The 19,274-nt window shown below is 74.1% G+C and carries 22 protein-coding genes and 1 pseudogene; 11 read left to right on the plus strand and 12 right to left on the minus strand.

Annotated elements, in window-relative coordinates:
* Positions 1-31 precede the first annotated feature (31 nt).
* Positions 32-376, plus strand: coding sequence for an STAS domain-containing protein (locus DQE82_RS22825; RefSeq protein ID WP_043324565.1), 345 nt, complete (start codon positions 32-34; stop codon positions 374-376).
* Positions 377-419: 43 nt separating this feature from the next.
* Positions 420-767: an STAS domain-containing protein gene (locus tag DQE82_RS22830; protein WP_233514741.1), complete on the plus strand. Its 348-nt coding sequence runs from the start codon at positions 420-422 to the stop codon at positions 765-767.
* Positions 768-841: 74 nt separating this feature from the next.
* On the opposite strand, the gene DQE82_RS22835 is transcribed toward DQE82_RS22830, so the two are convergent.
* Positions 842-1,156, minus strand: coding sequence for a hypothetical protein (locus tag DQE82_RS22835; protein ID WP_030504313.1), 315 nt, complete (start codon positions 1,154-1,156; stop codon positions 842-844).
* Positions 1,157-1,339: 183 nt separating this feature from the next.
* On the opposite strand from DQE82_RS22835, the gene DQE82_RS22840 reads away from it, so the two are divergent.
* From DQE82_RS22840 to DQE82_RS22850, 3 genes are all read left to right on the plus strand, one after another.
* Positions 1,340-2,311 (plus strand): DUF2267 domain-containing protein, encoded by a 972-nt coding sequence (locus DQE82_RS22840; RefSeq protein ID WP_113973793.1) that lies wholly within the window; start codon positions 1,340-1,342, stop codon positions 2,309-2,311.
* A 71-nt stretch (positions 2,312-2,382) separates the two neighbouring features.
* Complete coding sequence (locus tag DQE82_RS22845; protein ID WP_199496083.1) at positions 2,383-3,171, plus strand: spermidine synthase; 789 nt, start codon at positions 2,383-2,385, stop codon at positions 3,169-3,171.
* 39 nt (positions 3,172-3,210) lie between these two features.
* Positions 3,211-4,293 (plus strand): AI-2E family transporter, encoded by a 1,083-nt coding sequence (locus tag DQE82_RS22850; RefSeq protein ID WP_043324573.1) that lies wholly within the window; start codon positions 3,211-3,213, stop codon positions 4,291-4,293.
* 25 nt (positions 4,294-4,318) lie between these two features.
* On the opposite strand, the gene DQE82_RS22855 is transcribed toward DQE82_RS22850, so the two are convergent.
* A complete protein-coding gene (locus DQE82_RS22855) occupies positions 4,319-5,617 on the minus strand; it encodes an NAD(P)/FAD-dependent oxidoreductase (protein ID WP_064446170.1) in 1,299 nt (432 codons plus the stop codon).
* Positions 5,618-5,709: 92 nt separating this feature from the next.
* Here DQE82_RS22855 and DQE82_RS22860 point away from each other — a divergent pair, with 92 nt between their 5' ends.
* Positions 5,710-5,904, plus strand: coding sequence for a hypothetical protein (locus tag DQE82_RS22860; protein WP_187694238.1), 195 nt, complete (start codon positions 5,710-5,712; stop codon positions 5,902-5,904).
* On the opposite strand, the gene DQE82_RS22865 is transcribed toward DQE82_RS22860, so the two are convergent.
* Entirely contained in the window at positions 5,894-6,409 is a 516-nt protein-coding gene (locus DQE82_RS22865) for a GNAT family N-acetyltransferase (protein ID WP_233514742.1), read from the minus strand. The two genes, DQE82_RS22860 and DQE82_RS22865, sit on opposite strands and share 11 nt — an antisense overlap.
* Before the next feature lie 728 nt (positions 6,410-7,137).
* On the opposite strand from DQE82_RS22865, the gene DQE82_RS22870 reads away from it, so the two are divergent.
* Complete coding sequence (locus DQE82_RS22870; RefSeq protein ID WP_064446171.1) at positions 7,138-7,794, plus strand: C39 family peptidase; 657 nt, start codon at positions 7,138-7,140, stop codon at positions 7,792-7,794.
* Between the two features lie 163 nt (positions 7,795-7,957).
* Complete coding sequence (locus tag DQE82_RS22875; RefSeq protein ID WP_113973797.1) at positions 7,958-9,694, plus strand: glycosyltransferase family 2 protein; 1,737 nt, start codon at positions 7,958-7,960, stop codon at positions 9,692-9,694.
* On the opposite strand, the pseudogene DQE82_RS31185 reads toward DQE82_RS22875, so the two are convergent.
* The 4 genes and pseudogenes from DQE82_RS31185 to DQE82_RS22890 all read right to left on the minus strand — a co-directional run.
* A pseudogene (locus DQE82_RS31185) lies at positions 9,620-9,820 on the minus strand (DUF6510 family protein); the annotation flags it as partial. The gene DQE82_RS22875 and the pseudogene DQE82_RS31185 sit on opposite strands and share 75 nt — an antisense overlap.
* A gap of 17 nt (positions 9,821-9,837) precedes the next feature.
* On the minus strand, positions 9,838-10,557 hold the full coding sequence (locus DQE82_RS22880; protein ID WP_176722796.1) for a ferredoxin reductase: 720 nt from the start codon (positions 10,555-10,557) through the stop codon (positions 9,838-9,840).
* 40 nt (positions 10,558-10,597) lie between these two features.
* Entirely contained in the window at positions 10,598-11,197 is a 600-nt protein-coding gene (locus DQE82_RS22885; protein WP_043324587.1) for a sulfite oxidase-like oxidoreductase, read from the minus strand.
* Between the two features lie 50 nt (positions 11,198-11,247).
* Positions 11,248-12,282 carry a TerC/Alx family metal homeostasis membrane protein gene (locus DQE82_RS22890; protein WP_064446173.1) on the minus strand — a complete coding sequence of 345 codons (1,035 nt, stop codon included), beginning with the start codon at positions 12,280-12,282 and terminating at the stop codon, positions 11,248-11,250.
* A 243-nt stretch (positions 12,283-12,525) separates the two neighbouring features.
* On the opposite strand from DQE82_RS22890, the gene DQE82_RS22895 reads away from it, so the two are divergent.
* Positions 12,526-13,701 carry a CaiB/BaiF CoA-transferase family protein gene (locus DQE82_RS22895; RefSeq protein WP_113973801.1) on the plus strand — a complete coding sequence of 392 codons (1,176 nt, stop codon included), beginning with the start codon at positions 12,526-12,528 and terminating at the stop codon, positions 13,699-13,701.
* 10 nt (positions 13,702-13,711) lie between these two features.
* On the opposite strand, the gene DQE82_RS22900 is transcribed toward DQE82_RS22895, so the two are convergent.
* Positions 13,712-14,119, minus strand: coding sequence for a DUF2267 domain-containing protein (locus tag DQE82_RS22900; RefSeq protein ID WP_030502658.1), 408 nt, complete (start codon positions 14,117-14,119; stop codon positions 13,712-13,714).
* Between the two features lie 166 nt (positions 14,120-14,285).
* Here DQE82_RS22900 and DQE82_RS22905 point away from each other — a divergent pair, with 166 nt between their 5' ends.
* On the plus strand, positions 14,286-14,555 hold the full coding sequence (locus tag DQE82_RS22905; protein ID WP_030502657.1) for a DUF2795 domain-containing protein: 270 nt from the start codon (positions 14,286-14,288) through the stop codon (positions 14,553-14,555).
* Between the two features lie 297 nt (positions 14,556-14,852).
* Here the strand turns inward: DQE82_RS22905 and DQE82_RS22910 are convergent, their stop codons facing one another.
* From DQE82_RS22910 to DQE82_RS22925, 4 genes are read right to left on the minus strand one after another with little or no spacing between them, the layout of a single operon-like run.
* Positions 14,853-15,521 carry a hypothetical protein gene (locus DQE82_RS22910; RefSeq protein ID WP_113973803.1) on the minus strand — a complete coding sequence of 223 codons (669 nt, stop codon included), beginning with the start codon at positions 15,519-15,521 and terminating at the stop codon, positions 14,853-14,855.
* Between the two features lie 44 nt (positions 15,522-15,565).
* Positions 15,566-16,537, minus strand: a complete 972-nt coding sequence (locus tag DQE82_RS22915; RefSeq protein ID WP_113973805.1) for a pirin family protein — start codon at positions 16,535-16,537, stop codon at positions 15,566-15,568.
* Between the two features lie 16 nt (positions 16,538-16,553).
* Positions 16,554-17,381 (minus strand): hypothetical protein, encoded by an 828-nt coding sequence (locus DQE82_RS22920; RefSeq protein WP_113973939.1) that lies wholly within the window; start codon positions 17,379-17,381, stop codon positions 16,554-16,556.
* 56 nt (positions 17,382-17,437) lie between these two features.
* The gene (locus tag DQE82_RS22925; protein WP_043324595.1) at positions 17,438-17,761 is read right to left on the minus strand and encodes a MazG-like family protein; all 324 of its coding nucleotides are present in this window, start codon (positions 17,759-17,761) and stop codon (positions 17,438-17,440) included.
* Between the two features lie 92 nt (positions 17,762-17,853).
* On the opposite strand from DQE82_RS22925, the gene gdhA reads away from it, so the two are divergent.
* Complete coding sequence (gdhA, locus tag DQE82_RS22930) at positions 17,854-19,185, plus strand: NADP-specific glutamate dehydrogenase (protein ID WP_064446516.1); 1,332 nt, start codon at positions 17,854-17,856, stop codon at positions 19,183-19,185.
* Positions 19,186-19,274: the final 89 nt, after the last annotated feature.

Genomic DNA, 19,274 nt, shown 5'->3' on the forward strand with positions numbered 1-19,274 from the left:
AAGGTCCGAGGCGACCCCGCTGAGCATCTCCGTGGATCGTTCCGACCCTGCCGTCCCGGTGATCGGCGTCGGCGGCGACCTGGCCTACGCCACCGCGGCGCCGCTGCGCGCGGAGGTCGACCGGCTGCTCGCCGGGCGTCCCGCGACGCTCGTGCTCGACTTCGCCGACCTGCTGTTCCTGGACAGCACCGGCCTGTCCGTGATCGTGCACGCCTGGCGGGAGGGGCAGCAGGTCGGCACCCGGATCGAGCTGCGCGCGGTCCCGCGGTTCCTGGAGACCATTCTCGACCTGACCGGCGTCACCGGCCTGCTCGACCGTGCGCCGGTCGACGACCGGACCGGGCCGCCCGCCACGGGTTCGGCCGCCTCCGCGTGACCCCGGGGGTTTCCCGCCGGGGTCCGGCTGGGAACATGGGAGCGTGCCCTCCCAGATGCTGACCATCGAGGTGGACCGGCTCGACGCCGGCGCCGTCCGGGTGCGGCTGGCCGGTGAGCTGGACTACGACACCGCCCCGGAACTGGTCGAGGCCGTTGCGCGGCTTCGCCGCGACGGCTGCCAGGAGGTGGAGCTCGACTTCGGCGGCGTGGTCCTCTGCGACTCCTCCGGGCTGAGCGCGCTCGTGGTGATCCACCGCTCCGGCACCGGCGCGGTCCGGCTGCGCAACACCAATCCGCAGGTACGGCATCTGCTGGACCGCACCGGCCTGGCCGAGCTGCTGGCCGCCCCGCCCCGCGACGTGACCGGCGGCGCCCGCGAGGTGGGCTGACCGCGCGGCACGCCGTTGCCGGGAAGGGGTGGCCCCCGGCCCTGGGACCAGGGGCCGGGGACCGGGAGGATGGCTCAGGCGGCGGGCGCGGCCTGCCGGCGCGGGCCGGTGGTGTGCGGCTCTCCCACGATCGGGGCCTCGGCGTCCTCCGGCGCGCCGGAATCGGGCGTCTGGAACAGGTAACGGACGAAGTCTCCGGTAGCACCGTCGTCGTCCGCGCCCGGCCACTGCCCGACGCAGTCGACGCCGATCACCTCACGCCCGGTGCCGTCGTGGTGCTCCAGCAGCGCCCAGAGGGTCACCGGGTAGCAGCGGGTGACGTCCGGGCCGATCCGCCAGCGGGCGTACCACCCGGGACGGGCGGGGACGATCTCCACGATCCGTTTCATGTCGACCTGCCCTTCCGCGTGCGTCGGAAGTTGTCCGGTCCATCCGATCCTGCCGCCCGCCGGGGTGAGCGCTCCTCACCCGCAGCGAGTGAAGCCTCCGCCGGGCGGGCCTCCCGTTAGCTTCCCGGCAGCGCCGGGAACGCGGTCGGCGCAAGCGCAACCGACCAGGAACGAGGTGCGACGATGCGCAAGCAGATGGAGGGCGACAACCAGCGCCGCCGGGCTCTCGCCCGCGAGGCCCGCGAGCGAGGGCTGCGGCCGAGCCAGACCGGCGCCAGCCTGAGCGCGTCCAAGCAGGTCACCTCGCTGGACCGGCACGACCGGTCCGGCCCGCCGCCGGCCGGACGACACAAGCCGGACACCACGCGCGGCGGTCCCGCGCCGCCGCCGGTCGCCGTCGCGGAGCAGCAGCGCCCGCTGCCGGACCCGACGCCGTCACCCGGGGTCTCGATGAGCTACCGGGATCTCGTCGACGACGTGAGCCGGCGCGCCGGGGTGGACTTCACCACGGCCAAGGTCGCCGCGGAGGGCACCGTGCTGGCCCTGGCCCAGGCGCTGGACGAGGTGGAACGTGAGCGACTGCTGGAGGCGGTGCCGCTGACCCTGCACGACGTGGTGCCGGTGTACGGCATGGAACCCCGCCGCGACCTGCCCGGGTTCCTGGCCGAGGTCGGCCGCTACAGCCGCCTCACCCCGGAGCAGGCGCGCTACCAGGCCGAGGCGACGCTCGCCGCGCTCAGTGAGGCCGACGCGGAGCTGGTCGAGTCGCTGCGCGTACCCGACGAGTTGCGTGACCTGCTCGGGCCGACCGACTTCGGCGGCGGCCTGGTGGGCGCGTCCTCGGCCACCGCGCCGCTGACCGAGCCGGAGTTGCGTGACGCGCTCGCGGCGCTGCCCTACTGGTCCAGCGATCGGCGGTCGCTGGTGCGCACGATCGAGTTGCCCGGCGGCAACCTGGACCGGGTGCTCGACCGGCTGGACCAGCTCAAGTCCGAGGCCGGGCGCGCGCCGCAGATCGGGCGGCCGGACCCGGACAACGCCGTGCTGACGGTCCGCACACAGCAGGTCGACGGCGTGACCGCGGCGGACGTCGACCTCGCGCACCGGGTGGACGCGGCAGTCGACGAGGCCGGCGCCGGGATGGCGGCCGGCTGACCCGGCGGCGGAACGGTCCCGGTCCCCCGCGGGCCGGGGCCACCCGTGGCCGGGCGGTACCGTGTGCCGCCGTGGATCACGACGACACCGAGACCCTGGAGATCGTGGTGGACCCGGCCCGCCCGTCCGGGCGCACGCTGCTGGCCGACGGGGTCGAGCAGTCGTACGTGGACGTGGCCGACGCCCGGTACCTGCACTTCGAGTACGTGCGGCGGATCGCCGCCGCGATCGACCTGGCCGCCCCGCGGGGGGAGGCGCTGACGGCGCTGCACCTGGGCGGGGGCGCGCTCACGCTGCCGCGCTGGCTCGCGCGCACCCGGCCCGGTTCCGCGCAGCGGGTGATCGAGCGGGACCCGGGCGTGGTCGAGCTGGTCCGGCGGAAGCTGCCGCCGCTGCCGCCGGAGGTGGTGGTCGCGATCGGTGACGCCCGGGAGGCGGTCACCGAGGCGCCGTCCGGGGCGTACGACGTGGTGGTGGCCGACGTGTACCGGGCGGCCCGGATGCCCCCGCAGGTGGCGGCGGTCGAGTTCGCGGCGCAGGTGGCCCGCGTGCTGCGCCCGGACGGCATCTATCTGATCAACCTCACCGACCTGCCGCCGCTGGCGCACAGCCGGGGGCAGGTGGCCACGCTGCGGGCGGTGTTCGCCGACGTCTGCCTGGTGGCCGACCGGCGGATGCTGCGCGGACGGCGGTACGGCAACGTGGTGCTGGCCGCCTCGCCCACGCCGGGACGGCTGCCGGCGCGCCGGCTCGCCGCCCGGGCCGCCGCCGATCCGGTGCCCGGAACCGTGCTGCACGACGCGACGCTCGACGCGTTCGCCGCCGGCGCCCTCCCGGTCACCGACGCCGACCTGGGCTGAGCCGGGTTTTCCGCCCCGCGCGGCGGGTAGCCGCGCCGGATGAGCACCGCCGACGACCGGTCCACCGCCCGCCGGACGCTTGTCGTGATCGGGCTGGTCCTCGCCACGGTGGTCGGGCTGGCGCTGGTCTGGGCGACCCGGCGGGTGCTGGTGTGGGGTCTGGTGGCGGTGTTCTTCGCGGTCGCGCTGAAACCGCTCGTGGACCGCCTGCAGCGGCGCGTACGCCGCCGCGCGTTGGCCACGCTGCTGGTGTTCCTGGCCGCGTTCGCGCTGTTCGCCGCGGTCGGCGCGCTGATCCTGGTGCCGCTGGTGGACGAGGTGGCCCGCTTCGCCGACCGGCTGCCGGAGCTGGTGCGCGAGGCCCAGGCCGGGCGGGGACCGGTCGGGCGGCTGCTGGACCGCTTCCACCTGCTCCGGTACGCCGAGCCGGGCCAGCTGCGCCGGTTCGGCTCGCGGCTCGGCGACCCGACGGTCGGGGTGGTCCGCAGCGTGGCCCAGGCGGTGACCGCGCTGGTCACGGTGGTGGTGCTGGCGTACCTGATGGTGCTGGAGGCGCCGAAGATCGTCGCCGCGACGCTGCGGCTGGTCGGCGACGGCCCGGCGCGGCGGCTGCGGCGCATCGGCCGTGACTCGTCCCGGATCGTCACCGGCTACCTCAGCGGCAACGTGCTGATCAGCGTGATCTGCGGCGGCCTGACGTTCGTCGTGCTGTTCCTGCTCGGCGTGCCGTTCGCCGCGGTGATCGCGCTGACGGTCGCCGTGGTGGACCTGATCCCGCTGGTCGGCGCCACGCTCGGGGCGATCGCCGCGGCCGGGGCGGGATTCGTGCACTCCCCCACCGCCGGCATCGTGGTGCTCGTCTTCTTCGTGGTCTACCAGCAGGTGGAGAACCATCTGCTGCAGCCGGTCATCATGGCCCGCGCGGTGCGGCTCAACCCGTTGACGGTGCTGGTCAGCCTGCTGCTGGCGGTGGAGCTGGGCGGCCTGGTCGGCGCGCTGCTGGCGATCCCGGCGGCCGGCATCGCGCAGGTGCTGCTGCGCGAGTTCGTGCCGGCCGGGCGGCAGGCCCTGCCGGAGCCGGCCGACGGCGAGCCGGCGCAGCGGCCGCCGGCCGGCGGGTGAGGGCCGGCCGGCGGGTGCGCGGCGCTCAGCGCCGCCGGGCCAGCTCCGGTGACTCGCTCTCCAGCGGCACCGCGTTGGCCGGGACCAGGCCCAGTTGCACGGCGGGGCGGGGCAGCGTCGCGTCGAGCGCCCAGTCCGCGGCGACCCGGGGCCGGTTACCGGGCATGGCGAGCAGGTGGTAGCCGCGGGTGACGGCCTTGGCCGGCAGCCCGGCCAGCGGGACCTTCAGCGGGTTCGCCGCCGCGTCCTTGCCGCCCAGGTCCACCACCCAGCCCAGGTCGTGGTGCTTGTACGACTTGCGCACGCCCTGCCCGTAGGAGGCGGCGATGTTGTGCGCGGCCAGCTTGCCCTGCCGCTGGGCGTGCTGCGCGGTCATCGCGCACACCTGCCCGGGGCGGGTCGGATCGGGCACGGCGGCGGCGTCGCCGCAGGCGAACACCTCCGGGAAGCCGGGGACGTTGAGGAACTCGTCGACCACCAGCCGGCCCTTCTCGGTGCGCAGCCCCAGCTCGGCCACGAACGGGTCGGGGCGTACGCCGACGCACCAGACGAGGCTGCACGTCGGGACGTACTCGCCGTCGGTGAGCATCACCCCGTCCGGGGTGGCCTCGGCGACCGAGGTGTTCATCCGCACGTCCACGCCGCGCTTGCGCAGCACCCGGTCGGCGGTGACCGACATCCGGCGGTCCAGTTCGGGCAGCACCCGTGGCGCGAGGTCGAGCAGCATCCAGCGCGGCCGGACCTTCAGGTGCGGGCGCTGGGCCATCAGCCGGTCGGTGAACAGCTGCCCGTGCGCGGCCACCTCGGTGCCGGTGTAGCCGGCGCCGACCACCACGAACGTGGCGCGGGCCCGCTGCTCGGCCGGGTCGTCGGTCAGCTCGGCCAGCTCGATCTGCCGGACCACGTGATCGTGCAGGTACAGCGCCTCGGGCAGGCCGCGGAAGCCGTGGGCGTACTCGGTCACGCCGGGGATCGGCAGCAGCTTGTTGACGCTGCCGACGCTGAGCACGAGCCGGTCGTACGCGAGCTGACCGTGGTCACCCTCGATCGAGCGGTAGCCGACCCACCGGTTCTGCAGGTCGACCCGGTCCGCCTCGCCGACCACCACGCGGACGCCGTCGAGCGTGCCGGCGAGCGGCACGGCGATCCGGGTCGGCTCCACCACGCCGGCCGCCACCTCGGGCAGCAGCGGCAGGTAGAGGAAGTAGTCGGTCGTGTTCAGCAGGACGATCTCGGCCCGGTCGCGGGCCAGTCGGCGCAACGTCTTGGCCGCGTGGTACCCGGCGAACCCGGCCCCCACGATCACCACACGTGGTTTCGTCATGCCTGCTGCCGTTCCCGGGCAGACCTGCGACAAACGTACCCAAGATCCATCCATCAGCGGCTATATGGACATTCCTCGCGATCAACGCGAGGATGTACCGCCTCCGCCGCGGGGTGCTGCCGGTCGGCGACGTCACCGAGGTGACCGTCGACCTGTCCAAGGACAACGTGTTCCTCGGTGTGCGGGCGGTGGACCGGGCCGGGCACCACAGCCCGGTCGCCTTCCCGAAGCCGGGCAGCTGGGGCTGCTCGGTTCGGCGGCGGCGCGGCTCGGGCGTCAGGCGGTGATCGCCCAGCGTTCGTGGTCGCGCCACGCGCCATCGATGAACAGGTAGTCCGGGGAGAAGCCCTCCAGCCGGAAGCCGAGCCGACGCGCCAGCCGCTTCGACGGCTCGTTGCCGGGCTGGATGTTCGCCTCCAGCCGGTGCAGCCCCAGCGGCCCGAACGCGTACCCGATCACCAGGCGCACCCCGGCCGAGGCGTGCCCGGTCCCGGCGTACGGGTGGAACGCCGCGTATCCGAGGTAGCCGCCACGCAGCGCGCCCCGCACGATGCCGCTGATGTTCGCGTACCCGGCGATCTCACCACTCTCCCGGTCGCAGAACAGGAACCCGGAACTGTCCCGCCGCCGGATCTTGCGTAGGTACGCCGCGTACAGCTGCGTGTCGTCCGGCGCGGACAGCCACGGATGGTGCAGATCACGGCTGCGCCGGGCGGCGGCGACGAACTCCGCCTCGTCGGCGGGGCGGGGGCGGCGGATGGCGACGCGGCCGTCGCTGCGCAGATATCGCACCGTCCCACTCTCGGCCACCGCCCCCACTCCGCCCCACCCGGGTCAGCTCCGCCACCCGCCGTCCTACCCACCGGGAGCAGCGTTCCACTTCTCAGGCAACGCCAACGCCAACGCCAACGCCAACGCGATCTTGCAGTTACCGCCCAAGGCTTGCCTGTTTTGCGAGGTTTGCCGGGGCAATAAGTGCAAGATCGCGCACACATGGTGGATCTTGATGGCTCTTGAGCTAGCGGACCCGTCGGCGATGTGCGGGCCGGGTCGTTTGGCGGTCGGTGTCCGGTTCGCTGTGTTGCGGGACCGTGGTCGGTGCCACCGTCAGGGTGGAATCGGTGGCGGGCGCGGGGCGTTGTACATGGCTGACCCCGGGGCACCGGGACGAGCGCCGAACACCAGCCGCCCGGCACCCCCGCGCGGATCGCCAGGTCAGGGAATCGGCCCGGCCCGGACGTCGTTACATCCCCGAGCGACGGGCACGCCGCCGTCCCCGGGAATGGCCCCGGTCCCTTCGTGGTTACATCCCCAGACCCACGCCACCGGTCACCCCCCGGCTGGCAGCCACGGTCGGCGGGAATCATCCCCGGCCCGCAGGTCGTTACATCCCCCGAGCCGCGACGAGCAGGCCCCTTCCGGGTCGCCCGCGTGCCAGCCCGCTCGACGGGCGCCCCCCAAGACTTTCCCCCTTCGCGGCACCCCCGCCGCGTATCCCCCATTTCAGGGAGGCAACCATCATGGCTACCACTCTGCTGCGCAAGACCGTTCTGACCGCTGCCGGTGTCGTCGCCACCGCCGGTGGCATCGCCGGCCCCGCCGTCGCCGCCCAGGCCACCCCGGCCGAGCGCGCCGCCGCCCAGGTCACCACCGACCGCAAGGGCCATGGCGAGCGGGAACTCGACGTCCGCTACGAAGCCCAGCCCAACTTCTACTTTTGCGGCCCCGCCGCCGCCCGCAACGCGCTGAGCGTGCAGGGCAAGAACATCGACGTTCACGCCATGGCCGAGGAGATGGGCACCACCGAGGCCGGCACCAACTCCATCAACGACATCACCCCGGTGCTGAACAAGGAGACCGGTAAGGACGTCTACAAGTCCACCGAGATCCCCGTGGACAAGGCCCGCGACCGCGACAAGGTCGACAAGCTGCGCGCCGACGTGGTCAAGACCGTCGACGACGGCCGTGCCGTGGTGGCCAACATCGCCGGCACCGCGACCGACACCGACGGCAACGCCCACTCCTTCGAGGGTGGCCACTACATCAGCGTGGTGGGCTACCGCGACGGCGGGAAGGTCGTGACGATCGCCGACTCGGCGAACCCGAACCAGGCCTCCTACCGGATGGACGTGGACGAGCTCGCCCGCTGGATCGCCAGCCGCGGCTACAGCTCCTGACCGAACACGAAGGGCCCGACCCCCACCACGGGGTCGGGCCCTTCGGCGTATCCAACGGCTGCCGTCCGGTCACCTCGTCGTCACGCGGGTGTCGTCACCCGGACGGGTCGCTCCACCACGCTGGGTCGCGCCGGACCGTCCGGGCGACCGTGAAGGAGCAGCAGTGACAGCCGAGGAGGCGACGAACCGCCCCGACGTGAGTGTCGTCGTACCGGTCTACAACACGCTGCGCTACCTGCGGCAGTGCCTCGACTCGCTGCTGCGGCAGACGATCGGGCCGGACCGGATGGAGATCGTGGCGGTGGACGACGGGTCCACCGACGGCAGCGGCCGCCTGCTGGACCGGTACGCCGCGCGGTACCCGGGCACCGTACGGGTGGCGCACCAGCCCAACTCCGGTGGCCCGGCCGCGCCGTGCAACCGGGGACTGGATCTGGCCACCGGCCGGTACGTGTTCTTCCTCGGTTCCGACGACCGGCTCGGCCCGGAGGCCCTCGAACGCCTGGTCGCCGCCGCCGACCGGTACGGCTCGGACGTGGTGCTCGGCAGGGTGGTGGGCGTCAACGGCCGGCACGTCTTCTCCGACGTGTTCGCCGACGGCAACGTGGTCGACGTGAGCCTGTTCGACTCGGCGCTGCCCTGGTCGCTGGCGAACACGAAGCTGTTCCGGCGCGAACTGGTCGACCGGCTGGGGCTGCGCTTCCCGGAGGACATGCCGGTCCTCAGCGACCAGCCGTTCACGCTGGCCGCCTGCTACCACGCCCGGCGGATCTCGGTGCTGGGCGACTACGACTACTACCACGCCGTGCGCCGCCTGGACGCCCGCAACATCACCTACCACAGCCGGGTCGAGCAGCGCCTGGTCAGCGTGGAGCGGCTGTTCGCGTTCGTCGCCGGCCTGATCCCCGCGGGACCGCGCCGGGACGCGGTGCTGTGCCGCCACGTCGGGCTGGAGCTGGCGAACCTGGTCGGCGACGACTTCCGGCACCTGGACCGGGCCACGCAGGAACTGGTGCACGCCGGTGTCGCCCGGCTGGTGCGGCGGCACGTCACTGACGGCGTGCGGGACCGGCTCGGCATCGAGGCCCGGCTGCGGCTGGGCGCGGTGACCGCGGGCGGGGTCGACGAGCTGCTGGCGGTCATCGAGCAGGACACCGGCCGGGGGGTGCCGGCGACGGTGTTCGCCGGGGACCGGTGGCACGCGGGCTATCCGGGCGCCCCGGCCGGCTGGTCGGACGTCACCGACGTACGCGCCGCCTGGCTGGCGCGGCTGGACGCCGTCGACGTGAGCTGGACCGACGGGGACACGCTCACGGTGACCGCGCGCAGCCCGTACCCCCGGTTCGCCGCGGAGGCCGGGCCGGTGCGGCTGCTGGCCGGTCCGGTCGTGGGCGCCACCCGGGTCGACGCCGGCGACCCGACCGGCCGCACGGTCCGCACGGAGTTCCCCCTCGGCCGGCTCCTGGCCGCGAGCTGCGCGGGCGGCCGGCGTCATCCGGTACGCGCCGAGGTGGACGGCGGCCACGGGCGCGGCGGGGCCGCGGTGCGCGCGCCCCGGCTCGCCGCCGGGCGGCCCCGCCTGCTGCGGCACGGCGCCCGGCTGTACGCGGTCGCGGCCACCGTCGACCCCCGCAACGGTCAGCTCGTGCTGTCCGTGGTGCCGGTGACCGTCGGGCAGCTCGTCGGGCGGCTGCGCCGGCGCGGAAGGCGCAGCCCGGCCCCGGCGCAGACGTCAGGGCGCGGCGCGGAAGGCCGGCTCGGCCGGCATGGGCACCTGGAGGTACGTGGTGCCGCGCAGGTCCAGCCAGGCCCGCTGCGGCGCGCGGACCAGGCGCACCATCACTCCGGAACAGGCGGGACATCGCCCGACCAGGCCCGGGGCGTGCGAGTAGACGTGTAGCCCGGCCATCGGGCCGGTCATCCCGCAGGTGTCGCAGCGCCCGGTGGTGGCGCTCAGGTCGACGGCGAACACCTCGCGCAACGGCCCGTCGAGCATGTTGCCATCCAGGTAGGACAGGTCGGTCATCCGCTCTCCTCGGGTCGTCAGCCGGTCGGGCCGAACCGTTCGGTCCGCACACGCCGGGTCGGGTGGCCCAGCCCCACCAGCAGGTCGGCCACGGTCTCCACGAAACCGGTGGGGCCGCAGACGTAGCAGAGCGGCTCCAGGTCCGGCGGCCAGCCGTGGCTGTTCACGTCGGCCAGGCCGATCCGGTGCGGCTCGCCGCGCCAGCCGTCGGGCGCCGCGCGGGTGTAGACGTACGCGACGTCCAGGCCCTGGTCGTCGCGGGCGCGGCGGCGCAGCTCGTCGGCGTAGATCACGTCGTCCGGGGTGCGCACCGAGTAGACGAGCCGGAACGGGGTGCGGCTGCCGGCGGCCCGGCGCGCGCGGATCATCGCCATCAGCGGCACGACGCCGGAGCCGCCGCCGACCAGCAGCACCGGCGCGGTCTCGTCGGTACGCCAGACGAACCAGCCGCCGACCGGCCCGCGCACCTCGATCGGGTCGCCCTCGGCGTAGGTGTCGGTCAGGTACGGCGACACCTCCCCGTCGGGCACCCGCTGCACCGTCACCTCGATCCGCTCGCCGTCGGCCGGGCCGGCCAGCGAGTACGACCGGGCGGCCTGGTAGCCGTCCTCGGCGGTCAGGCGCAGGTCGACGTGCTGCCCGGGCAGGTGGCCGGGCCAGCCGGGCACGTCCAGCACCAGCGTCTGCGCGGTGGGCGTCTCGATCCGCCGCTCGACGAGCCGGGCCACCCGCCACATCAGCGGCGCGACGCGGCGGCCCTGCGCCTGCACGGTCACCTCAGTCGCCCTGGTAGCGCTGCTCGCGCCACGGGTCGCCGTAGTCGTGGTAGCCGGCGGTCTCCCAGAAGCCGGGCCGGTCGTCGACGAGCAGCCGGATGCCGTGCACCCACTTCGCCGACTTCCACAGGTACAGGTGCGGCACGAGCAGCCGCGCCGGGCCGCCGTGTTCGGCCGGCAGCGGCCCCCCGTCGTACGTGTGCACCACCCAGGCCCGCCCGCCGCGCAGGTCGTCAAGCGGCAGGTTGGTGGTGTAGCCGCCGTAGGAGTGCGCCAGCGCGTACCGGGCGGTGGTGTCGACGCCGTCGAGCAGCGTGTCCAGGGAGACGCCCTGCCAGGTGGTGCCGAGCTTGGACCAGCGGGTGACGCAGTGCAGGTCCACCGTCGGCGTGTCCTGCGGCAGGCCCATCATCTCGTCCCAGGACCAGCGGTACTCCGCGCCGGTCTCGCTGGTCAGCACGAACTCCCAGGTGTCGAGCGGCACCCGCGGCGTCGGGCCGGCGGAGAGCACGGGAAAGTCCTCGGTGAGGTACTGCCCCGGCGGCAGGTCGGTCGCGGACGAACGGGGCCGGCCCTGGAAGCCCGGCGAGACGATTCCCACCCGTCAGTCGTACCACCGCCGGCCGTGCCGGGGCAGCGGTTCCCACCGAGTCAGGCGCCGCCTCCGCCCTGCACCTCGTGCACGACGGTGCGCTGGCCGTCGCCGCTGTTGCGGGTGGCCCGGAGGCTGGTGATGGTGACGATCACCAGGACGCCGATGATCACGCCGAGCGAGGCCAGCGTCGGAATCTCCGGCACGCCCTCCCAGATGCCGTGCGCCCAGTGCAGGCCCAGCTTGAGGCCGATGAACGCCAGGATGACGGCCAGGCCGTAGCTGAGGTGCACGAGCCGGCTCAGCGCGGCGTGCAGCACGAAGTAGAGCGCCCGCAGGCCCAGCAGCGCGAAGGCGTTGGTGGCGAAGACCAGGTACGGGTCCTCGGTGATGCCGTAGACGGCGGGCACCGAGTCGACGGCGAACACGATGTCGGTGGCCAGCACCGCGACCACGACCAGCGCGAACGGGGTGAGCGCCCGGCGGCCGTTCTGCCGGATGGTCATCCGGGTGCCGTGGTATTCGTCGACCACCGGCATGACCTTGCGCAGCAGCCGCACCGACCGCATCTTGTTGATGTCGACCTCCTGCTCGTGCCCGCTGAGGGCGTCGCGCAGCAACTTCACCGCGGTGGCGACGAGGATGAGCGCGAAGAGCAGGAAGGCGAAGTCGAGCGTCTTGAGCGCGGCGGCGCCGAGCGCGATGAACACACCGCGCAGCACCAGGGCGCCCGCGATGCCGTAGAGCAGCACCCGCTGGGCCAGCACGGAGGGCACCGCGAACGCGGCGAGCAGCAGCATGAAGACGAACAGGTTGTCGACCGACAGCGACTTCTCGACCAGGTAGCCGGTGAGGTACTCGATGCCCTGCTGGCTGCCCCAGCGGGACCAGATCCAGGCGCCGAACGCCAGCGGCAGCGCGATGTAGAAGGCCGACCAGCCCAGGGCTTCACGGATGGAGACCTCGTGCGGCTTGCGGGTGACCAGGAAGTCGAGCACCAGCAGCACGAGCACGCCGACGATCGTCACCGCCCACAGCGTGGGCGTGCCGACCGACGACAGTTCGGCCGCAGCCAGCGGGGACAATTCGGGCATGGAACCTCCTCGAACACCGTGTCATGTTCGAGGTCTCCTTCACCCACGTTTCCGTGGGCAACCACCCGGGGCTCGCCTCGGCGGCTTGCCGTACTGACCGGAATGATTTTTGGGAAGTACTCCCCTCGCCTGGACAAGGCTAGGTCACCGCCGGACCGGACGCCAAGTCGGGACACGGATGCTTGCCCTGGTCAACAGACTGGGCGGCGGTTCAGGGCATGGCGCCTGGTCACCGCGGCCCCTATGGTGACGCAGGTGACAGTCCAGGGACCGCTGACCGGCGTACGGGTGATCGAGCTGGCCGGGATCGGCCCCGGGCCGTTCGCGGCGATGATGCTGGCCGACCTCGGCGCCGACGTGGTGCGCATCGACCGGCCCCTCGGCGGGTTCGGCGCGTTCCCGGGCGACCTGCTGAACCGCAACCGCCGCTCGATCGCGGTGGACCTGAAGCAGCCCGCGGGCCGTGACCTGGTGCTGGCGCTCGCCGCCCGGGCCGACGCGCTGGTGGAGGGCTTCCGGCCCGGGGTGACCGAGCGGCTCGGCCTCGGCCCGGACGACTGCCTCACCGCCAACCCGCGCCTGGTGTACGGGCGGATGACCGGCTGGGGGCAGGACGGCCCGCTCGCGCACAGCGCCGGACACGACATCGGCTATCTGGCGCTGACCGGGGCGCTGCACGGGGTGGGCCGGGCCGGTGAGCGTCCGGTGCCGCCGATGAACCTGCTCGGCGACTTCGGTGGCGGGGGCATGATGCTGGCCCTGGGCGTGGTCGCGGCGCTGTACGCGGTACGCGGCGGCGCGCCCGGCCAGGTGGTCGACGCCGCCATCGTGGACGGCGTCTCGGTGCTGGCCACCCAGATCCACGCGCTGCGCGGCATCGGGCTGTGGCAGGATCCGCGCGGCGTGAACCTGCTCGACGGCGGCGCGCCCTTCTACGACACGTACGAGTGCGCCGACGGGCGGTACGTGGCGGTCGGCGCGCTGGAGCCGCAGTTCTACGCCGAACTGGTCCGGCTCACCGGTTTCCCGTTGGACGGCGACGACGGCCCGGACAGCGGCGACGCGCTGGACCGGGACGACCCGGCGAACTGGCCGGCGTTGCGGGCCGCCTGGGCGCGGCTGTTCCGCACCCGCACCCGGGACGAGTGGACGCAGCTGCTGGCCGGCACTGACGCCTGCGTGGCGCCGGTGCTCGACTGGGCCGAGGCGCCCGAGCACCCGCACCTGCGCGCCCGGGACACCTTCGTCGCGCCGGACGGGGTCACCCAGCCCGCGCCCGCGCCGCGTTTCTCGGCCACCCCCACAAGTGTGCGGCGCCCGCCGCCGGGGCCGGGCGAGCACACCGACGAGGTCCTCGCCGAGGCGGGGGTGGACGCCGCCCGGATCGCCGCGCTGCGGGCGGACGGTGTGATCGCCTGATCGTGGGCGGTCAGCGCCGGCGCGCGGCGGCCGGGGCGAGCGCCGGTTCCACCATGTCGCGGTAGTCGCGCGGGAACTGGACCACGACGTCCTGGAACTCGCCGCCGCCGATCGCCTCGCGCAGCGTGGTGAACACCGCGCGTACGGCGTCGCGGGCGGTGTTCTCGTCGCAGTCCGCCCGGCGGGCGACCCGGGCCACGAACTCCGCCGCGCCGAACCGCTCGGCCGCCTCGTCCCGCGGGTACGGGCTGAGCAGCCCCTGCAGCGGTTTCGGCAGTTGCGCGGCCAGGTCAAGCACCTCGCCACCGGTCAGCCGCTGCGCGAACGTCTCCAGGGTGGCCGCGGTGAGCGTGGCGGCGCGGTCCTCGCTGGTGCCGGTGAGCCGGGCGACCCGGCCCACGAACGTCAGGTAGTGCATCGGTGGTACCCCCTTCGGTGCGCCCAGCGCGGCTACCCGCCCCGGCGCGGCGGAAACGGTTGCGACGGGGCGGCAGGTTTTCCGGCGGCGGCGGGCGTGAGCGGCGGCGCGGCGGGTAACCGCCGCCCGGTCGTGACCCCAACTACTGCCGCGAGGAGCCCGACTGATGGCGAGTTACTCGGACGTCCTGGAGTACCTGTCCGCGCTGGACTACCCGGCCGGGAAGGACGACGTCATCCGCGAGGCGGAGCGGGAGGGCGCGCCGCCGGACGTGTTGCGGGCGTTGCGCGCGCTGCCCCCGGTGGACTACGCCAACGGCACCGAGGTGGCCCGCTCGGCCGGCATCGACGCGGCCCCGGAGGTGAGCCGCTCGCAGCGCGCGGCGCAGGCCCGGGACAACCACCCGCGCGTGTCGCAGCACCTGCGCGGCATCTGAGCACGGCGGGAGAGCCGGCGGGCGACACGGCCGCCGGCCTCTGCGCGTGCGGAAAAGCTGGGCTCCTCTGTGGCCGGTCGCGCAGCCCGGACAGGCGAGCGCCCCGGGTCACGAACCGCGACCTGGGGCGCCACGCAGCACCTGTCCCCCGCGGTTCACGCCCGAACCGGGTCGCGACCGCGAGGCGGTGAGATGTTCGCCCGAACCGGGCGGGCATCGCTGCCACGATCATCATACGACGCAACATCAGCCGAACGGGTGAGAATCGCGGAACTGTGTCCGGGCGCACGTACGCGCTCAGGCGGTCACCTCGGCGTACCGGCGTTCCAGGTCCACTCGCGCCAGCGCTCCGACCAGCCACGACAGTTGTTCCGACTCACCACTGCCGGCCAGCCCGGCTAGGTCACCGGCGGTACGGCCCAGGCCGAGCCGGCGGGCCGCCGCGAGCGCTCGACGGTCGGCCACCGGCGCCGCCTCGCGCCACAGCGCCTGCGCCTCACGCAGGAACAGGTCGCACACCTCGTCGTCCACTCCGGGCAGTGCGGTCAGCAGCCGCCGCTCCCCCGCCGGGTCCTGACGCGCCGCGGTGCGCAGCCGGCGCAGGTCGCCCCGGTACGTGTCGACGACCGTGCGGGCCAGGTCGCCGAGCGTGTCGGCGAGCCCGGCCAGGTCGCCGCGCAGCCCGGCGGCGCGCAGCACGCGTACCCGGTCCTCGTGGCGCGAGCGGGCCATCCGCGCCGCCGTGTCCCAGCCGGCGTCCCGCAGCGCCGTGGCCGCGTCGACCGCGCGGTGGAAGTCGCCCCGGCGGGCCAGCAGGACGGACAGGTAGAGGACCTGGAACAGCTGGGCCGGGTTGTTCGTCACCCGGAACCCGAAGCACTCGGCGAAGCCGCGGCCGTCCCCGGCGAGCCGGCGGGCCAGCCGCTTCTTCTCCTCGACGCTGCGCGTGGCGGTGTGTGTCGGCATGCCGCCGACTACCCAGGCGACGGCCCGGCATTCGGGTACGACCGTCAGCCGCGTACGCCGCCGCTGCGGTCGCGGGCCTTGAGCCGGGTGGTGGGCAGCGCGGGCGCGGGCAGCGGCGGCGCCGCGTCGTCGGCGACGACGCCGAAGCGGCGGCCGGCCATCCAGTCCTCGCGGGCGGCCACCACCTCCTCGTGTGAACGGCCGACGAAGTTCCACCACATCACCAGCGGCTCGTCGAACGGGGTGCCGCCGAGCAGCAGCAGCCGGGTGCCCGGTTCGGCGCTCAGGGTCAGCGCGCTTCGCCCGAGGCCCAGGTACAGCAGCGCGCCGGGGGCCAGCGCCACGCCGTCGCAGTCGGCGGCGCCGGACATGGCCAGCAGCGCGTACTCGAAGTCGGGGCGCAGCGGCAGCGTGGCCGGCGCCGCGCCGCGGGCCTCGAGCTGCGCGCCGACGAGCGGGGTGTGCACGACGGCGGGCGAGCGTTGCCCGCCGAACTCACCGACGAGCACCGTGACGTCGAGGTCGCCGTCGCGCAAGCGGGGCAGGTCGGCGTGGTGGGCGAAGTCCGGGTCGCCGGCGCGCGCCGGGTCGGGCAGCGCCACCCAGAGTTGTACGCCGTGCATGAGCGGCGGGTGCACCAGCGGGGAGCGCTCGGAGTGGGCGATGCCGCGCCCGGAGGTCATCACGTTGAGCTGGCCGGGGCGGATGGGCTGGACGTTGCCGAGGCTGTCGCGGTGCAGGATCTCCCCGTCGAGCAGCCAGGTGACGGTCTGCAGGCCGGTGTGCGGGTGCGGCGGCACCTCCATGCCGGGCCGGTCGGCGACGTCGTCGGGCCCGAAGTGGTCGACGAAGCACCACGCGCCGACCATCCGGCGCTGCCGCTGGGGCAGCAGCCGGCGCACCGTGGTGTAGCGGCCGAGGGGGACGTCGTGCCCGGGCAGCAGCACGCTGCCCGGGTCGGTCGGGCCGACGCCGGGCGGGAGCGTCTGCGCGGGCAGGGATTCGGTGCGGTCCACCGCCCCGACTGTACGCTCAGTCCGCCGTGACGCTCACCGCGTTCGCGCCCGCCGCCAGATCGAGGTAGAGCCGTTCGGCCGCCCGGTCCCAGCCCGGTGAGCTGACCAGGTCACCGGCGGCGATCCCGCCGTGCCGCTCGTCGTAGACGGTCAGCGAGCCGGCCCCGGCGGCGACGCGCACCCGCACCGGCGGCCCGCCGGGCACGGTGACGGTCAGCTCGCTGACCCCGCCGGTCATCCGGATGGTGAGCGACCCGTTCAGCCGGGGCAGCAGCAGCCGGGTCCGCGACGCGCCGCCGACCAGGTCGATCCCGGCGAGCCGGGCGTCGCCCAGGTCGAGCCGCTGCTCGCTGACGCCGCCGACGAGCCGCAGCCGCCAGGTGACCCGGGAGTTGAGCACGACGTCCACGGCGGCCGGCCCGCGTCGGCCGTTCTCCTCGACCCGCAGGCGGACCCGGTCGCCGACCATCTGCGGGCGCGGCGTGACGCCGCCGTCCTCCGGCACGTCGATGCGGTAGAGGTCGTCGCCGAGGTCGGCGGCCCGCAGGGTGAACCTGGTCAGACCGTCGGCCAGCTCGAACTCGGCGCGCTGCCGGCCGCCCCGGGGCTCGGCGAGCGTCTGCGCTCCGGCGGCCTCGGCCGCGCCGACACCTCCGGCGCCGGTGGCGGGCGACGGCGGCGCGCCGCCGGAGAAGACCACGCCGAGGCGGCCCGGGTTGGACAGCGTCACCGCCACGGCCACCCCGCCGAGCACGACCACCAGCGCGGCGGCGGCGGCCAGCAGGCGGGCCGCGCCGGACCAGCGGGGTCGGGTCAGGCCGGGCTCATCCTCGGATGTGGTCATGGTCATCCCCTCTCGCCGGTCCCCAACGGGTCATACGTGTCCGTTTCCCGGTCGGTTCACTCCTTTTCCGTGGCAGCGGTACGGGAGCGCACCTTGTCGGCGCACGTGGTCAGCACGGCGTGGGCGTCCAGGCCGAGGCTCTCGATGGCGACGAGCGCGGTGAACGCCACGTCGGCGAGTTCGGCGGCGACCTCCTCGCGGGTGTGCGTCACCCCCTTGCGCGGGTTCTGCCCGAGCATCCCGATCCAGGCGGCGGCGACCTCGCCGGCCTCCTCGCCGATCTTGAGGATGCGACAGGTCAGCTCGGTGTCGCCGCGGCCGTTCGCGGCGTCCAGCCAGGCGCGCGCGTCCCGCGCCGTTGTCCAGATGGTGGCGTCCACGGCGACCAGTGAACCTGATCGCGCAGACCGTTCGTATCCTGGGGCGACGCAGGCCAGCAGGTCTGCGGCCCAGGCGAGAGGAGGTGCCCGTGATGCCGGAGACCGTCGAGTCGGTGTTCGCCGGCGTGGTCGCCCGGAACCCGGGAGAGCCCGAGTTCCACCAGGCGGTCCGCGAGGTACTGGAGAGCATCGGTCCGGCCCTGGCCCGGCATCCCGAGTACGCCGAGGTGGTCGAGCGGATCTGCGAGCCCGAGCGGCAGGTCATCTTCCGGGTGCCGTGGGAGGACGACCAGGGCCGGGTACGGGTGAACCGCGGCTTCCGGGTGGAGTTCAACAGCGCGCTCGGCCCGTTCAAGGGCGGGCTGCGCTTCCACCCGTCGGTCTACCTAGGCATCGTGAAGTTCCTCGGCTTCGAGCAGATCTTCAAGAACGCGCTGACCGGCCTGGCGATCGGCGGCGGCAAGGGCGGCGCGGACTTCGACCCGAAGGGTCGCTCCGACCGCGAGGTGATGCGGTTCTGCCAGAGCTTCATGACCGAGCTGTACCGGCACATCGGCCCGCAGACCGACGTGCCGGCCGGGGACATCGGGGTGGGCGGCCGGGAGATCGGCTACCTGTTCGGGCAGTACAAGCGGATCACCAACCGGTACGACGCGGGCGTGCTCACCGGCAAGGGCCTGGCGTACGGGGGCGCGCAGGTGCGCCGGGAGGCGACCGGGTACGGCGCGGTGTTCTTCGCCGACGAGATGCTGCGCCAGGCCGGGGACAGCCTGGAGGGCAAGCGGGTGGTGGTGTCCGGCTCCGGCAACGTGGCCATCTACGCGATCGAGAAGGTGCACCAGCTCGGCGGCACGGTGGTGGCGTGCTCCGACTCCGGCGGCTACGTGGTCGACGAGAAGGGCATCGACCTGGCGTTGCTGCGGGAGCTGAAGGAGCAGCGCCGGGGGCGGCTGGCCGAGTACGCCGGGCACGCCCGCAACGCCGTGGCGGTCCCGGACCGCAACGTCTGGGAGGTGCCCTGCGACCTCGCGCTGCCCTGCGCCACGCAGAACGAGATCGGCGGCGCGGAGGCCGCCGCGCTGGTCGCCGGCGGCTGCGTCGCCGTGGTGGAGGGGGCGAACATGCCCACCACGCCGGAGGCGGTGCGGATCCTCGGCCGGGCCGGGGTGCGGTTCGCGCCGGGCAAGGCGGCCAACGCCGGCGGCGTGGCGGTCAGCGGGCTGGAGATGCAGCAGAACGCCAGCCGCGACACGTGGACGTTCGGCGAGTCGGAGCAGCGGCTGCGCGAGATCATGCGGGACGTGCACGACAGGTGCTGGGCGACCGCCGAGGAGTTCGGCCTGCCGGGCGACTACGTGGCCGGGGCGAACATCCAGGGGTTCCGGCGGGTGGCCGAGGCGATGCTGGCGCACGGCGTGGTGTGAGCGGCACGCGGGACGGGCGCTGACCGAGCGGTCGGTCAGTGATTGACAGCTCTCGACGCCCGGCCTAGGTTCAGGGCGCTACCGGCCGG

The organism is Micromonospora sp. LHW51205 (genome assembly GCF_003315815.1).
In the GTDB taxonomy this organism is placed as follows: domain Bacteria; phylum Actinomycetota; class Actinomycetes; order Mycobacteriales; family Micromonosporaceae; genus Micromonospora; species Micromonospora chalcea.

Bases quoted from the DNA above. Each gene is read 5' to 3' on its own strand.
- DQE82_RS22835 (WP_030504313.1), bottom strand. From the start codon at position 1,156: ATGAAACGGATCGTGGAGATCGTCCCCGCCCGTCCCGGGTGGTACGCC.
- DQE82_RS22840 (WP_113973793.1), top strand. From the start codon at position 1,340: ATGCGCAAGCAGATGGAGGGCGACAACCAGCGCCGCCGGGCTCTCGCC.
- DQE82_RS22850 (WP_043324573.1), top strand. From the start codon at position 3,211: ATGAGCACCGCCGACGACCGGTCCACCGCCCGCCGGACGCTTGTCGTG.
- DQE82_RS22855 (WP_064446170.1), bottom strand. From the start codon at position 5,617: ATGACGAAACCACGTGTGGTGATCGTGGGGGCCGGGTTCGCCGGGTAC.
- DQE82_RS22860 (WP_187694238.1), top strand. From the start codon at position 5,710: ATGTACCGCCTCCGCCGCGGGGTGCTGCCGGTCGGCGACGTCACCGAG.
- DQE82_RS22870 (WP_064446171.1), top strand. From the start codon at position 7,138: ATGGCTACCACTCTGCTGCGCAAGACCGTTCTGACCGCTGCCGGTGTC.
- DQE82_RS22880 (WP_176722796.1), bottom strand. From the start codon at position 10,557: ATGTGGCGGGTGGCCCGGCTCGTCGAGCGGCGGATCGAGACGCCCACC.
- DQE82_RS22890 (WP_064446173.1), bottom strand. From the start codon at position 12,282: ATGCCCGAATTGTCCCCGCTGGCTGCGGCCGAACTGTCGTCGGTCGGC.
- DQE82_RS22895 (WP_113973801.1), top strand. From the start codon at position 12,526: ATGGTGACGCAGGTGACAGTCCAGGGACCGCTGACCGGCGTACGGGTG.
- DQE82_RS22900 (WP_030502658.1), bottom strand. From the start codon at position 14,119: ATGCACTACCTGACGTTCGTGGGCCGGGTCGCCCGGCTCACCGGCACC.
- DQE82_RS22905 (WP_030502657.1), top strand. From the start codon at position 14,286: ATGGCGAGTTACTCGGACGTCCTGGAGTACCTGTCCGCGCTGGACTAC.
- DQE82_RS22910 (WP_113973803.1), bottom strand. From the start codon at position 15,521: ATGCCGACACACACCGCCACGCGCAGCGTCGAGGAGAAGAAGCGGCTG.
- DQE82_RS22920 (WP_113973939.1), bottom strand. From the start codon at position 17,381: ATGACCACATCCGAGGATGAGCCCGGCCTGACCCGACCCCGCTGGTCC.
- gdhA (WP_064446516.1), top strand. From the start codon at position 17,854: ATGCCGGAGACCGTCGAGTCGGTGTTCGCCGGCGTGGTCGCCCGGAAC.